The sequence below is a fragment of the Variovorax sp. F042 genome, assembly GCF_057814215.1.
Window position 1 is genome coordinate 175,504 of sequence record NZ_JBVASX010000008.1, and the last position, 14,685, is coordinate 190,188.

The 14,685-nt window shown below is 64.8% G+C and carries 13 protein-coding genes and 7 tRNA genes; 19 read left to right on the forward strand and 1 reads right to left on the reverse strand.

Translation table 11 applies throughout. The features are described 5' to 3' along the window. Positions 1-10: 10 nt before the first annotated feature. Positions 11-964, reverse strand: coding sequence for a phosphate acetyltransferase (locus ACZYSP_RS23490; RefSeq protein ID WP_093082132.1), 954 nt, complete (start codon positions 962-964; stop codon positions 11-13). 134 nt (positions 965-1,098) lie between these two features. On the opposite strand from ACZYSP_RS23490, the gene ACZYSP_RS23495 reads away from it, so the two are divergent. The 19 genes from ACZYSP_RS23495 to ACZYSP_RS23585 all read left to right on the forward strand — a co-directional run bounded on the left by ACZYSP_RS23495 (position 1,099) and on the right by ACZYSP_RS23585 (position 14,683). After that, positions 1,099-1,308: a hypothetical protein gene (locus ACZYSP_RS23495; RefSeq protein WP_093082134.1), complete on the forward strand. Its 210-nt coding sequence runs from the start codon at positions 1,099-1,101 to the stop codon at positions 1,306-1,308. Positions 1,309-1,514: 206 nt separating this feature from the next. Beyond that, positions 1,515-1,591, forward strand: a tRNA-Leu gene (locus tag ACZYSP_RS23500). An 8-nt stretch (positions 1,592-1,599) separates the two neighbouring features. Next, a tRNA-Pro gene (locus ACZYSP_RS23505) sits at positions 1,600-1,677 on the forward strand. Positions 1,678-1,691: 14 nt separating this feature from the next. Further along, a tRNA-Trp gene (locus ACZYSP_RS23510) sits at positions 1,692-1,767 on the forward strand. Between the two features lie 8 nt (positions 1,768-1,775). Further along, positions 1,776-1,851: transfer RNA gene (locus ACZYSP_RS23515), tRNA-Gln, on the forward strand. Between the two features lie 12 nt (positions 1,852-1,863). Next, positions 1,864-1,939 (forward strand) — tRNA-Asp (locus ACZYSP_RS23520). 8 nt (positions 1,940-1,947) lie between these two features. Continuing rightward, a tRNA-Cys gene (locus ACZYSP_RS23525) sits at positions 1,948-2,021 on the forward strand. Between the two features lie 25 nt (positions 2,022-2,046). Further along, positions 2,047-2,123: transfer RNA gene (locus ACZYSP_RS23530), tRNA-Asn, on the forward strand. A 72-nt stretch (positions 2,124-2,195) separates the two neighbouring features. Continuing rightward, positions 2,196-2,912: an SIR2 family NAD-dependent protein deacylase gene (locus ACZYSP_RS23535; protein ID WP_093082137.1), complete on the forward strand. Its 717-nt coding sequence runs from the start codon at positions 2,196-2,198 to the stop codon at positions 2,910-2,912. A gap of 580 nt (positions 2,913-3,492) precedes the next feature. Beyond that, positions 3,493-3,975, forward strand: coding sequence for an Hcp family type VI secretion system effector (locus ACZYSP_RS23540; protein ID WP_097198611.1), 483 nt, complete (start codon positions 3,493-3,495; stop codon positions 3,973-3,975). A gap of 74 nt (positions 3,976-4,049) precedes the next feature. Further along, entirely contained in the window at positions 4,050-7,223 is a 3,174-nt protein-coding gene (locus ACZYSP_RS23545; protein WP_093060045.1) for a type VI secretion system Vgr family protein, read from the forward strand. Between the two features lie 4 nt (positions 7,224-7,227). Continuing rightward, positions 7,228-7,671 (forward strand): hypothetical protein, encoded by a 444-nt coding sequence (locus ACZYSP_RS23550; protein WP_489016895.1) that lies wholly within the window; start codon positions 7,228-7,230, stop codon positions 7,669-7,671. Positions 7,672-7,696: 25 nt separating this feature from the next. Further along, positions 7,697-8,140 (forward strand): DcrB-related protein, encoded by a 444-nt coding sequence (locus ACZYSP_RS23555; protein WP_093060049.1) that lies wholly within the window; start codon positions 7,697-7,699, stop codon positions 8,138-8,140. Between the two features lie 23 nt (positions 8,141-8,163). Further along, complete coding sequence (locus tag ACZYSP_RS23560) at positions 8,164-12,603, forward strand: RHS repeat-associated core domain-containing protein (protein ID WP_093077937.1); 4,440 nt, start codon at positions 8,164-8,166, stop codon at positions 12,601-12,603. A gap of 2 nt (positions 12,604-12,605) precedes the next feature. Next, a complete protein-coding gene (locus tag ACZYSP_RS23565) occupies positions 12,606-12,932 on the forward strand; it encodes a hypothetical protein (RefSeq protein ID WP_093077935.1) in 327 nt (108 codons plus the stop codon). A gap of 88 nt (positions 12,933-13,020) precedes the next feature. Continuing rightward, complete coding sequence (locus tag ACZYSP_RS23570) at positions 13,021-13,332, forward strand: hypothetical protein (RefSeq protein WP_218149756.1); 312 nt, start codon at positions 13,021-13,023, stop codon at positions 13,330-13,332. A 25-nt stretch (positions 13,333-13,357) separates the two neighbouring features. Further along, positions 13,358-13,828 carry a hypothetical protein gene (locus ACZYSP_RS23575; protein WP_489016898.1) on the forward strand — a complete coding sequence of 157 codons (471 nt, stop codon included), beginning with the start codon at positions 13,358-13,360 and terminating at the stop codon, positions 13,826-13,828. Between the two features lie 19 nt (positions 13,829-13,847). Then, positions 13,848-14,174 carry a hypothetical protein gene (locus ACZYSP_RS23580; RefSeq protein ID WP_143062594.1) on the forward strand — a complete coding sequence of 109 codons (327 nt, stop codon included), beginning with the start codon at positions 13,848-13,850 and terminating at the stop codon, positions 14,172-14,174. 62 nt (positions 14,175-14,236) lie between these two features. Further along, entirely contained in the window at positions 14,237-14,683 is a 447-nt protein-coding gene (locus ACZYSP_RS23585) for a hypothetical protein (RefSeq protein ID WP_093077931.1), read from the forward strand. Positions 14,684-14,685 lie beyond the last annotated feature (2 nt).

Consider the following 14,685-nt stretch of genomic DNA (forward strand, 5'->3'; position numbering starts at 1 on the left):
CCCTGGCTGCTCAGCCGACCGCCTTGATGAGCTTGTCGCGCCCCGCCTTCGCCAGCATGGACGCGACGGCGCAAGAGGCGAGTCGTGCGGGCTCGGAATCGGCGCGGCTCGTGAGGATCACCGGCACCTTGGTGCCCAGCACGATGCCTGCTGCATAGGCGCCACCGAGAAAGGTGAGGCTCTTGGCGAGCATGTTGCCCGCGTCCAGGTCGGGCACGATGAGCACATTGGCGCGGCCCGCTACTGGCGAGGTGATGCCCTTGATGCGCGCGGCTTCGGCGTCGATGGCGTTGTCCATCGCGAGCGGACCGTCGAGCACCGCGCCGGTGATCTGGCCGCGGTCGGCCATCTTGCACAGCACTGCTGCATCGAGCGTTGACGGCACCTTGGGGTTGACAGTTTCAGTTGCCGAGAGAACGGCCACGCGCACCGCCGGCATCTGCAGCGCATGCGCGAGATCGATGGCGTTCTGCACGATGTCGACCTTCTCTTCGAGCGTGGGCGCGATGTTGATGGCCGCGTCCGAAATGATCAGCGGCTGCGCGTGGCCGGGTATGTCCATCACGAAGCAATGACTGATGCGGCGCGAGGTGCGCAGGCCGCCTTCGCGGCGCACAACCGCGCCCATCAGTTCGTCGGTGTGAAGGCTGCCCTTCATCAAGGCATCGACCTCGCCACGCAGTGCCATCGCGACGGCGGCATCGGCTGCGGCATGGCTGTGCGGTGCGTCGACGATGGCGATGCCGGAGATGTCGGCGCCGATCTCGCGTGCGGCGGCTTCGATCTTTGTGCGCGGGCCGACCAGCGTAGGAGCGATCAGGCCCAGCGCTGCAGAGGAGAGTGCTGCTTCGAGCGACACAGCGTTGGCGGGGTGGACCACTGCAACGCGCAACGGAGGCAGGTTGCGCGCGGCTGCGATCAGGCGGTCGTAGTGCGGATGGGCTGCGAGGGTCGAAGACGCCATGCGGGCTCCTGGAGGTGAAGGGGAGGGGGTGCGTTGCCGCAACGGTACTTGAAAAAAAGTTGATCGAGGCAGTTGACGATTGTGTAAAGACTATTTACAGTCCAAACCCAGTCAACGCCAACAGGACACCCATCGTGAAAGCCGCACAGATCCGCATCTACAGCACTTGCCCCGCATCGGGCAATGTGTTCGTGCGCGTCGCATCGCATGCCGGCCTCAGCTTTGGTCTGCTGCCGTCGTTGCAGCAGCTCGATCAGTCCCCGTATTCCATGCAGAAGCCGCAGACCAATCTGTGGGCATGCGATGACGAGGATCAGATGCAACCGGGTGGAGGAAGCGCATAGGCGCAGACCTCACAAGCTCTCTCAAAAGAGGCCCGGACACCGCAAGGTTCCGGGCCTCTTTGTTTTTCGCTTCACTCATTTCTCAAGCAGCGATCGTGCTGCATGACACCGGGCTTCGGCCTCGTGAACGCTCTTTAAAAATTCGCAAGCACCGAGGCGAGACCGGCCACTGGAACGGATCGTCGCCTCACATCATTTTTCATTCAGCCCTGGTGACGCAATTGGTAGACGTGTCCGCCTTAGAAGCGGAATTCTGGGAGTTCGAGTCTCCCCTGGGGCACCAAATTTTCTCTGGGTGTAGTGTCAATCTGGTAGACGGCCTGCCTTGGAAGCAGGAGGCTGCAGGTTCAAATCCTGCCACTCAGACCATCTCTTTTTTCCACGCGTGTGTAGCTCAACTGGCAGAGCACTGGACTCCAAACCCAACGGTTGAAGGTTCGACTCCTTCCGCGCGCGCCATCCCTTACCGGCCCTTCGCCTAGTGGTCCAAGGCACCGGGTTTTGATCCCGGCATCCAAGGTTCGAATCCTTGAGGGTCTGCCAGTTTTCTCTTTCGTTCCGCTAACTCAGTGGCCAGAGTGCCTCCCTGTCCAGGAGGAAGCCAGGGGTTCGACTCCCCTGCGGAACGCCATATATTCCGGCGCGATAGCAAAGTGGCTATGCAACGGATTGCAAATCCGTCCACCCCGGTTCGACTCCGGGTCGCGCCTCCATTCATCCTTCGATCCATCCACTTTTTCCCCGATAGCTCAGCTGGTAGTAGCAGCGCACTGTTAATGCGCGTGTCACACGTTCGATCCGTGTTCGGGGAGCCAAAAACCTGCCTATCTTTCGCATAGACGCCAGCGCCAGACTCGAACGCAAAAATCCCAAAGGAGCAGCGAAGCATGAAACCCGAAGTCCAACCGAAAAAGATCGTCGTGCTCTCGGGCTCGGGCGTGAGTGCCGAAAGCGGCCTGCCTACGTTCCGAGATGCCAAAGGCTTGTGGAACACCTACTCGTGGCAGGAGCTCGCAAGCCCTGAAGGCTGGCGAAAGCACCCCGAGGCGGTGCTGGCCTTCTACAACGAGCGGCGAGCGAAGGCGTGGCAGGCGCAGCCGAACGCCGCGCACCTTGCCATTGCGTCGCTCGAGTCGGCGTATGAAGTCGTGATCGTCACGCAGAACGTCGATGCACTGCACGAGCGTGCGGGTTCAAGCAACGTGCTGCACGTGCACGGGCAACTCGCGTATGCGCGCGGCACGTCGGAGCCTGAACCCAGGCGCTACCGCATCGACGGCGAACCCATTGCCATGGGCCAGTTGTGCGAAGACGGCACCCAACTGCGGCCTGACATCGTGTGGTTCGGCGAAGCGGTACAGCACTTCGACGAAGCTGAGCTGCATGTGGCCACCGCGGCGCGCGTGCTGGTGGTGGGCACGTCGCTCACCGTCAACCCTGCGGCATCGCTGGTGCGGTACGCGGATCGCTCTGCGCAGAAGGTGCTGGTTGCGCTCGACATGGAAGACGTGCCGCACGGATTCACCTTCCTGCAAGGCAAGGCCACCGACGTGGTTCCGGCCTTGGTGGCAAGGTGGCTCCACGAGGCGAGAGCCGGCACGTGATTGCTCGGTAGCACTGCTCCAACCCAAGCCCGTCATCGTGTCGATGACGGGCTTTTTTATTGATCTTTCTTGTTCGAATCGATCAGCGCATCGTGCAGGCAGTGTCTGTAGTTCTTTCTCCGCATGCCGTTTGGCACTGGTCGTGCGCAGGTGCCTCGCTTAAGGTACGTCCCTTGCGAACCCGATGTAGCGCGGACCGCCAACACCTCGCAGACCCTTTGGCTCATTGCATCTTCGAGAGATGAGGCGGTTTAAAACTTATTGTTTTGTTTCGGACGTTTTCTGAAGAAATAGACAAAAAAGATCCGTGCAACAGATCGATAAAGCAGGAAAAGTTTGTTAAAAATCGGGCCTTCCGTTGCGTACTTGTTTCGATTTGATCGAATGGAAAGTGGGCACGAATGGATTCGAAGGCGCGATGTAATGCGAAAGCGTTGCGCCTGAAAGATGGGGCGACCCCCGCTGTGTCACCAGCGCTGGCGCCATCCGGTTGCGATTCGCTGCCGTCCTCCTGCAAGTGGAGGGCGGCTGGTTCCACGGTGTCCTCGATGGGCACGCAATTTCTGAGGGAGTTGATCTCATGGCAGTAGACATGTTCATGCGCGTTGAAGGCGCGAACGGCGAATCGAAGGACTCGAACCACAAGGAGTGGACGGACATCAAGTCGTTTGCGTGGGGAGCAACGCAGCCTGGAAACATGGTCAGCGGCGGCGGCGGCGGGGTTGGCAAGGCCAGCTTCAACGACCTGCAGGTGCTCGCGCGCATCGACAAGGCGGCGCCTTCGGTGCTCAAGAACTGCGCCAGCGGCAAGCACCTGAGCAAGGTGGAAGTGTCGGTGTGCAAGGCCGGCGGTTCGCAGATCGAATACACCCGCGTCACGCTCGAAGAAGTGCTGGTCACCTCGGTGCAGTACACGGCCGAGCAGGGTTCGGACGCCGTGTTCGTGCAGTACGCCTTCCAGGCCGCGAAGGTGAAGCAGCAGTACTGGGAACAGACCGACAAGGGCGGCAAGGGCGCCGAGACGGTGCTGGGCTGGAACATCAAGGAAAACAAGGAAGCATGAGTTCCCTTTGCCGGGCGCGTTGCTCGCTTCTGCGGCACGCGCCGGGCTCGCATTGACCAGGGAGCCTTCCAGGAATGACCCGCAGCTTCATCGCCCACAGCGTGTTGGGCGAGCGCCTGAAGTTCCGCTCGATGACGGGACAGGAGCGCATCTCCGCACTGTTCGAGCATCGCGTGCGGCTCATCAGCGACATGCCCAACATCCAGCCCAAGCGCATGCTGGGGGAGGACATGAGCATCGAGGTGAACCTCGCCACGGAACTCGGCGGCGCCGGCAAGCGCTTCCTGAGTGGACAGGTCACGCGCTTTGCCTACGTGGGCAAGGACGACGGCGACATGTGCGTGTACGAGGCCACGCTGCGCCCCTGGCTGTGGTACGCCACGCGTCGCTCCGACTTCAAGATCTTCCAGTTCAAGACGGCACCGCAGATCCTGCAGGAGGTGCTCGCGCCCTACGGCTATGCCATCGACGCGCGCCTGAGCGGCAACTACCGCACCTGGGACTACTGCGTGCAGTACTCGGAGAGCGACTTCAACTTCGTCAGCCGGCTCATGGAGCAGGAGGGCATCTACTACTTCTTCTCGCACGCGCAGGGCAGCCATCAGCTGGTGCTGTGCGACGGCGCGGATTCGCACACCCCCCTGCCCAGCGGTCCGGTGAAGGTGCCGTACCACGCGGGCGTGCTGGCCGCGCAGATCCTCGAGCAGGACTTCATCGACAGCTGGAGCCATTCTGAAGACATCGCGTCGGGCAACTTCGCTGCGGACGACTACGACTTCAAGAAGCCCAACGCCGAGATCGACACAGTGCGCCAGCAGCCGGCCGGCCACAGCCGCGACGACTTCGAGATCTACGACTGGCCCGGCGGCTACACCGAGCTGGGTGACGGCGAGAACTATGCACGCCTGCGGCTGGAGCAGCTCGCCGGGCGCCGCGAACTGGTGAGCGCCGAAGGCAACCTGCGCCACATGGCACCGGGCTACCTGTTCGAGCTGGCGCGCCATCCGAACGCCGAGGACAACCGCCGCTACCTGATCGAGGCCGTGACCTACGACTTCCAGGAGAACGCGCTGCGCGTGGTCGGCGCGGCGGACGCGGCCTACAGCGAATCGACCAGCAGCACCAGCTATCGCCAGACCTTCGAGGTGCTCCCCGACAGCGCGCCCTATCGCCCCGCGCGCGTCACGCCCAGGCCGCGCACCACCGGACCGCAGACCGCGGTGGTGGTGGGCCCCGCGGGCGAAGAGATTCACACCGATGAGTACGGCCGCATCAAGGTGCAGTTCCATTGGGACCGCTATGGCCGGCGCGACGAGAACTCGTCGTGCTGGATCCGCGTGTCGCAGACCTGGGCTGGCAGCAACTACGGCGCCATGCACATCCCGCGTATCGGACAGGAGGTGATCGTCGACTTTCTCAACGGCGACCCCGACTATCCGATCGTCACCGGCTGTGTCTACAACGCCGCGCAGATGCCGCCGTGGGAGCTGCCGCGCCACAAGACGCAGACCGGCTTCCAGACGAACTGGAGCAAGGGCGGCGGCGGCAAGCACATGCTGCGCTTCGAGGACAGCCGCGGCACCGAGCACATCGAGCTGTCGACCGACCACGGCAACACCCACCTGCACATGGGCTACCTGATGAACCAGGGCTCGGGCGTGCAGCGCAGCTATGGCTTCGAGCTGCGCACCAACGAGTGGGGCTCCATCCGCGCGGACAAGGGCCTGCTGTTGACCACCTACACGCAGGACTACGCGCAACGCGTCTCGCGCGACAACCCCGACGGCCACGAGCACATGGGCGCCACGCTGGCGCAGAGCAATGCGCTGATGCAGGCGTCGGGCCAGGCCATCGCGGCCACCAAGGCGCTGGTCGGGTCGATGGCTCAGGGCAAGAACCAGACGCTGATGGGCCTGGTGCAGGGTGTGCAGGCCGCGGGTGGCGTTTCGCAGGCCGTGGCGGCGCTGGCCGCGGGCGGCACGCCGGAAGCCGGCGTCTCGGACAACCCTGACCCCGCCATGGCCGACGCTCAGCAGATGCTCGACCTCTCGCGCAAGATCGACAAGCCCGTGGTCTCCATCGTCAGCCCCGAGGGGCAGACCATGATCAGTCCCAAGCCTATCGTCGTGAGCTCGGGGCAGAGCGTGTCGATGCGCGCCACTTCGGCCATGACGCTGACCACCGGCGCGCAGCTCACGCAGCTCGTTACCGGCGGCATGCTCACGCAGGTGAGCGAGGGCGGGCAGGTCAACGTGGTGTCGGGCGGCGACATCGTCTCGCACGCCAGCGCGGGCGCCGTCAACCTGGTGTCGAAGACCGACGCCTCCATGACCTCCACCGAGAGCAACGCCAACATCACAGGCCGCAAGTCGGTCGTGATCCAGGCGGCCGACCAGGACGTGTTCGTCACCGGCAAGACCAGCATCTCGCTGATCTGCGGCAAGTCGTCCATCGTGCTGCTGGCCGACGGCACGGTGAACATCAACGGCGTGAAGGGCCTCGTCAACTTCACGGGCGAGCTCGACCAGCGCGGCAGCAAGATCTTCTTGAACTGCGATGCGCCCATCGGCAGCCAGAGCGAGGAAGCCGTGGTGGAAGACGGCGTGCCCCTGACGCCCGCGGCTGCTGCCACGTCGGCAGAGGCATCTGAGCGTGCTGTGCCCGCAGCCGCGCCACCGGGTTACGTCACCACCGGCCTCGGCAAAGGTGTCGACGCCATCGCGGCGAGGTCGCCCACGCTGCAGAGGCAGATCAAGTTTTTGCAGGGCGAGAAATGGAATGTCAGCTATGGCGCTGCAGGCGGAGGCTCGTATGCCAACACCAATCCGGGTGTCAGGAAGATCGTGATCGACGGCGACTACGCGAGCGACCCGTACAAGACCGCCGCCTCGCTGTCGCACGAGGTCGGGCACGCGGTCTATTCATACCGCTTCAAGCCCGATATTTCCTCGAAGACCGCGTTCGTCAACAGCATGCTCAGCTCCGAGGGCGAGGCCGCACTGAACCAGATCCAGGTGCAGCGTGAAGTCTGGCGCGCGGCCAAGGTCGACATCCTCCAGGGCGCGAACCCCGCGAATGTGGAAGCTTTCAACGAGGCCTACAACGGCATGGTGAAGGGTGGTACCCGGGAGGCCGCAAGAGCCGCGGCCGGCAAGTACTACGGCACGCTCACCACATCGACCACCGGCGAGCAGTACACGCAGTACTACGGCAACTCCTACGACAAGAAATATGCCGGCAAGCACTGAATCCATGAACCGGCAAGCCACGACCATGACGCTCTGGCAGGCCATCGATGCGCTGGCGGCGCAGTTGCCGTTCTCCACGCAGAAGGTCGGCCGCACGCTGTCGACCACCTTGAGCGACACGCATGCCGCAGGCGGCGACGCGTTCCGGTTCTTCGAAGGTACGCCGGTGCGCCTTGCCGATGGCACCGAGCTTGCGCGCATCGACCTGCGCATCAAGCGCGAAGACGCGAGCCAGGGCTTCCTGGTGCTGGAGCTGAAGGGGCGCTGCGTGCCGATGGCCGAAGTGCGCCAGCACTACGCCGCACTGGAGCTCATCGACGTGCCGCGCGGCCGTTCGCTCGACGAAGCGAGCACCTTCACGGCCACGCTCGGCTGGGGCCGGCTGTCGTTCGGCTTCACCGAGCGCAACCCCGACTGCCTGGCCTTCATGGCTTTCGACCCCGCATAGAACAAACCCGGAAGACAGCAGCCTGATGAAGTACCACATCCAGGAAGGCCAGTTCGACGTGCCGGACGATGGGCGCATCGATCGCTCGATGAACGTGCTGGCCATGCCCGATGGTTCCGGCACCACGCTCATCGTGAGCCGCGATGCGCTGCGCGCGCAGGAGAGCCTGGCGCAGTTCGTCACGCGGCAGATGAACGACCTGACGCGCCAGGTGAGCCAGCTGAAGGAGGTGTCGCGCACCGACATCGCCGTGGGGCCCGCCATTGCGAGCCTGCGCGCCATCGAGCTCGCCACGCAGTTCAAGCAGAACGGACAGGCGCTGCACCAGCGCCAGGCCGTGTTTCTCTTGCCGCAGGACGCCACCGGCAAGGCCGTGCTCATCCTCACGGCCAGCAGCCCCGTGCCGTTCGACGCAGAGGCGCTCGCGCTGTGGCGGCGCACGCTCGAGAGCTTTCAGCCCAGGGCCTGACACCTTGAAGGCCACGACGACCCATGGCCGGTAAACCCGCCGCCCGGCTGCACGACCCCATTGCCCACACCAACGCGCACGCGCGCTTCTGGGCCAAGTTCGCGGGCGGGCTGATCGGCGGCATCGCCGTTGGCTTCGCGGTGGGCGTGGCGGCGGCCGCCGTGGTCGGCACCGGGGGGCTTGCGGGGCCGCTGGTGGCGGGCGCTGTGGTGGTGGGCGCGCGCATGGTCGGCGGGTATGTCGGCGCGAGCCTGGGCGAGTCGATTGCCGATGCGCTGGTGCCCGAGACCCTCACCGTGACCGGCATGATCACCAGCGGCTCGTCGGACGTGTTCATCGACAACAAGGCCATAGGCGCGGCGCGCGCCTCGCCCGAGATGCCGATGGACACCGTGAGCTGCAAGAAAGACTCGCCGCAGATCCTTCTTGCCGAGGGCGCGGAGACCGTGTTCGTCAACATGGGCGTGGCCTCGCGCAAGGACGACCACACCGAGTGCGGCGCCAAGGTGAGCGAAGGCTCGCCCACCGTCTTCATCGGTGGGCCGACCGCACGCGTGCGCGAGGTGGCCGACGAGGTGCCGCTCATCTCGAAGGTGCTGGTGACCATCTTCAACGTGGTCATGATCTACCGCGGCCTGCGCTGCCTGCCCAAGCTCGCGCGCCAGGGCAAGAACGCGCTGCCTTGCCTGATCGAAGGCGCGGTGGGGCTGGGCATGGGCATCCACGGCCTGGTCAGCTCCTTCGGCAACCCGGTGCATGCGGCCACGGGCGGAAAGTTTCTGGGTGGCGAGAGCGAGCTTGACTTCAGCTTGCCCGGCCCGCTGCCCATTGCGTGGCAGCGCTTCTACAGCAGCCACGACCTTCGCCGCGACGGCGCGCTGGGGCAGGGCTGGAGCCTGCCCTATGCGATGGAGCTGCGGCTGGGCAATGACGCCGCCGGACAGCCCACCGTGACGCTCATCGATGAGCAGGGCCGGCCGATGGTGCTGCCAGACATCGAGCCCGGTACTCGGCAATACAGCATGCGCGACGGCCTGGACCTGTGCCGCTCCGAAGGCGGCCACTACTTCATTCACGTGCCGGGCGGGCTGTTCTTCATGTTCGAGCCTCCGGCCGAAGGCGAGCTGCGCACGCAGACGCTGAAGCTCGCGCGGCTCGAGGACCGCAACGGCAACTTCATCGACCTGCGCCACGATGCGCTGGGCCGGCTGAGCGAGCTGACCGACAGCACCGGGCGCTTGCTTGCGCTCGACTACGCGGGCGAGAGCCGCCGGCTGGGGGCAGTGCGCCTGGCTGCCGGTGCACCCGGCGAGCTGCCGGGCCTGCTGGTGGCGTACAGGCACGACGCCGAAGGCCGCCTGCTCGACGTGACCGACCGCAATGGCGTAGTGGTGCGCCGCTTCGGCTACGACGCCCAGGGCCTCATGAGCTTCCACGCCGACGCGGCGGGGCTGGAGTGCCGCTACGAGTGGCGTGGCTCGGCCGGCGACGCGCACGTGGCCCGCCACTGGACAAACGACGGCGAGAGCTACACCGTGCGCCGCATGACGCCCCCCGCGGACGATGCGCTGGCGCTGGGTGAAACCCTGGTCATCGACCAGCTCGGCCGCGAATTCGCCTGGCACTGGAACGCCGACCACCAGGTCACCGACTACATCGACGCGGCGGGCCGCCAATGGCATGCGCAGTACAACGAGCTGCGCCAGCTCGTTGCCATCACCGAGCCCGGCGGCGCCACCACGCGCTGCACCTACGACCCCATGGGGCTCATGAGCAGCCGCACCGATGCGCTGGGCCGCACGCAGAGCACCGGCTGGACCGAGTTCGGCCAGCCCTGGCGCGAGACCCTGGCAGACGGCAGCACCTGGACCTACGCCTACAGCGACCAGGGCAACCTGGTGCGCGAGACCGACCCGCTGGGCCACACCACCGAGTACGCCTACGACAGGCGGGGCCTGCCCATCGTCGTTACCGACGGCAAGGGCGGCACCAACCGCATGGCCTGGAACGAGTGCGCGCAACTGCTCTCCCTGACCGACTGCTCCGGCAAGACCACGCGCTACGCCTACGACGGCTGGGGCCACCTGCAGGCCGTGACCGACGCAGCGGGTCAGCGCACGCGATTGACGCACGACGCCATGGGGCGGCTGCTGTCGGTGTCGCTCCCCGACCAGAGCCATCAGTCGTTCCGCCGCGACGCCGCCGGCCGCATCGTGGCTGCCACCGATGCGCTGAGCCGCAGCACGCAATTCGCACTCGGCCTGCGCGGCCAACCGCTGACGCGGCAGGACGCCGAGGGGCGCCGCATCGCGTGGCACTACGACAGCGCCCAGCGCCTGCAGTCGCTCGTCAACGAGAACGGCCTGCACTTCGAGTTCGTGCGCGACGCCGCCGATCGCGTGGTGGAAGAGCGCCGCGTGGGCGGCACGCGGGTGCAGGTGGAATACGACGCCAACGGCTGGCCGGTGTGCATCACCCATGTGCCCGGCATCGGCGACGAAGACCTTGCGCTGCACGACGGCACCGGGCCACGGCCTGCCGCGAGCCGGCCCTTGCGCACAGAACTGCTGCGCGACGCCGTGGGCCGCCTCATCGGAAAGCGCACCCAGAGCCACCACTATCGCTACAGCTACGACCAGCTCGATCGGCTGACCGAGGCGGTCAAGCTGGAGGCGCCGCAACCCCGCACCGGCGGCGAAGCGCGCACGCTGCACCGCACCGTTTTCGCCTACGACAAGCTCGGCCGGCTGATCGAAGAGACCGCCATCGACGAGCTCACCGGCGAAACGCACACCCTGCACCACGCGCACGACGAACTGGGCAACCGCACGCAGACCGTGTTGCCCGCCATCGCGTCGCAGCCAGGCGTGCAGCGTGTGCTGAACTACCTGTACTACGGCTCCGGCCACCTGCACCAGGTCAACCTGTCGCAGCAGCGCGGCGATGCACCCGCGGTGCACCAGCTCATCAGCGACATCGAGCGCGACGACCTGCACCGCGAAGTGGCGCGCAGCCAGGGTGCGCTGCACACCCGCTTCGCACTCGACCCCTTGGGCCGACGTGCCGCATCGTGGTGCCGGGCCGGCGGGCTGGACACAGCCTTCACTACACAAGACCCGAGCTGGCGCCAGGCCATCGACAGCGCCGGCACGCCCGGGGCTCGCCTGCTCGACGGGCTGATGAAGGAATACAGCTACGACCCAGTGGGTGAGCTGCGGCAGAGCCGGCATTCGCTGCAAGGCACGACAGGGCACCGATACGACGCCACCGGACGCATAGAAGAAACCGTGCACAGCGCGGCTGCCGCCAACAGCGAACGCTTTGCCTACGACCCCGCGGGCAACCTGCTCGATGCATCATCGACCGCGCCCGGCTATGTGCGCGACAACTTAGTGCGCGTTTTCGAGGACAAGCGCTACAGCTACGACGGCCATGGCCGGCTGGTGCGCAAGAGGGCGGGCAGGCATACCGAGCAGCGCTTCGAGTGGGACGAGGAAAGCCGACTCGTGGCCGTGCACACCACGCGCCGCCCGGGCACGCCCGAAGCCACCACGCAACTCACGCGATTCGACTACGACGCCATGGGGCGGCGGGTGGCGAAGCACGATGCGTTCGGCAGCACGCGGTTCGTCTGGGAGGGGATGCGGCTCATCGAGGAGCGCAGGGGCTCGCAGGTGGTGAGCTATGTGTACGAGGCCGAAAGCCACGTACCAGTCGCGCGGCTCGACGCGAAGGCCGAGCCCGCCCAGTCATCGGACACGGCACAGGTCTTTCACTTTCACAACGATACCGCCGGCCTGCCGGAAGAACTGAGCAACAACGAAGGCCAACTGTGCTGGCGCGCGAGCTACAGGACATGGGGCGCAACCGTTACCGAGCAATGGGAGGTCACGGCCCTGAATGGCCGCGCTGTTGCATCGACCGGCACGGCGCCCCAGGCCATCGAGCAGAACCTGCGCTTCCAGGGGCAGTACCTGGACCGGGACACGGGGCTGCACTACAACACCTTCCGGTTTTATGACCCGGACATTGGGCGGTTCATCAGCCCTGACCCGATCGGGCTTGCGGGTGGCGACAACCTGCACAGCTACTCTCCCAACCCCATCCGGTGGATCGACCCGCTGGGTTGGATCTGCGGCGAGACGCTTGCACGGCCGGTCGGCTTCAACAGGGGCAGCCGCAACTTCACGCTGGAGCAGGGCAATGCCACGTCGGGGTGGAAGCACATCTACGACCGGCACGTCGATCCGGCGCGGTTCCCCAACAAATCGAAGTTCAGCTCCAGCATGAGCCAGGGAGAGATTTCCTCGCTGCTGGGCAAGACGCTCAAGCACGGCAAGGAGTCGAGCTACGAGGGGAAGGCCGTGTTCGAGTCCCGGCTGAAGTACGACGGACAATACAAACGCTATCGCGCCACCGTCAACGAAGACGGAACCGTTCGAACCTTCCACCCGCTGGACTGACTATGCTGGACATCTACTACACAGACCCCTCCACCACGGACGTGCCCGAAGACCCGGGCAGCCTGGAACTGGCGGGCTCCATCGAACTCGATGCGCACCGTTCGCTGGCCGTGTTGTTCGACAAGGGCAGCAAGGCCGGCGCAAGTTTCAAGTACTTCGAAGATTCCCTGCTGACACCCGCACAGGTTGCAACGCTGCTGAAAATCTTCACTTCGAATGTGGGAGAGCTTGGCGGCAACCGCCAGGCGCTTGCGGCGTTCGACGAAATGCGCGGCATCTTCGAAGGAGCGGTCGGCAAAGGCGCGGGGCTTGTGGCGTTCAGCGACTGAGCCTGTCGGGGCGAAGCACGATGCCTTGGCAGGAATGGAACTCACATTCCGACCACAAGGTCGCCTGACCCATGAAGGCCTGCAGTCCATGAAATCGATCGACCTGTTGTACGAAGACCTGCAGAACGCGCCCTCACTGCTTTCCGTGGGGGACGAGGTGCGCTTCATGCTTGGCGTGATGGCGCTCGAGCCCGATGACATCGCGCGCAGCGAGGTTTTCTTCAAGATACTGGACCAGCTCGAAGACTCCCACACCACGGGGTGGGGCCATACCTTCGAGGATCCCGAGGCCGTGAAGGTCTTCGAGCGCTTTGCTTCATTCCTGGAAGGACTTGCGGCGCACATTCCTGCTCAGCAAGAGTGGCTCGGTAGTGCGGCGGAGAACTTCCGTCTCCGGTGAAACGGAGGCTGGTGAAGCACGTCGGATGTTGAAGCAAACCATCGCCGGGCAGCTCGACCTTCTGCGCTACCTCGAGCGAGGCGCCGTGCATCTGGCCGCGGGCATGAGCATTCCGGAGCAGACAGCCTGCGAGCAGGAGGCCGACGAGCAATGGCGCACGGGGGCGGGGGGCGTGTACACCTTCGACTTCGACGGCTGGAGCCTCAACCTCCACTTCGACCCCAAAAAGAATTTCTCGCACGACACCATCGACTTCTTCGGCCATTGCGATCTACCCGGTTTCTCGGACATTGCCGGGCCTTTGCAAGCCGCCAGCGCCTTCGAAGGCGCGACACACTTCGACCTGGGCGACGAGCAGATGGTGCTGCTTCCCTCCAGTGTCACGGTTCATTTCCGCAAGGAGGAGGGCGACGTGCAGGTGCTGACGAAGATTGCCGGTGCTCTGCTTCCGCACGGTGCGCTCGCGGACTACTACCGCTCGATGCTGCGGCGTTGAGCGTGGCCCCGTTGCACCCATGCTCGACATCTACTTCGTCCCATCTTCATGCAGGTCCATACCCAAGGATCCGCGCGGAATGGTGCATGCGGGCTCCATCGATTTCAATGCGCATCGCTCCTTGGACGTTGTGTTCGACCAATGCGGGCAAAAGGGCGCAAACCTCACCTACTTCGACGACTCCCTGCTGCGCCCCGAACAGGTCGTGACGATGCGGCGTGTGTTCGCCGCGAGCACCGGCGTGCTTGGCGCTCATCGCGGGCAGATCGCTGCGTTCAAGGCGATCCGGGGGATTCTTGATCGTGCCGCAGAAGAAGACTCGGGGCTTGCGGCATTCTGTGACTGATGCCGGCGACCGTGCTCGAGAGCCTGTTCACCGAGATTGTTTGATGCGCCCCTGAACTTGCCATGACGCCGACCATCCAGAAACTCCAAGCCTTCGCCGCCGCAAGAGACTTCGAGCCGCTGCCCGATACGCCTGCTCACGAACTCGCCGAAGTACTCCACGCCTTCAGTGCAGCCAGGGTGAACGCTACAGGCCACGGCCCCGCCAACGATCGGTACTCGCACCTGATCGATTGCGAGTTCAGCAAGGAAATGCAGGCCCGCTTCCATGTCCGCTTCGACCTGCGCGTTTTCGTGGTCTTGCCGTACGTCATGAGCGACGGTGTGAGGCAGCTTGCCGTCGACCACGCGGAGCTTGCCGAACTGTGCGCACCATTCGTGAAGATGCTGCAAGACCGGAAGTTCGACCAGATTTCCTTCGATGATGCCGCGCGGTCTCTTTCGGACGAAATGTTCGACAAGGGATTCGCCGACGACACAGTGCTGGCCTACTTCTTCGAGAGCCTGTAGGC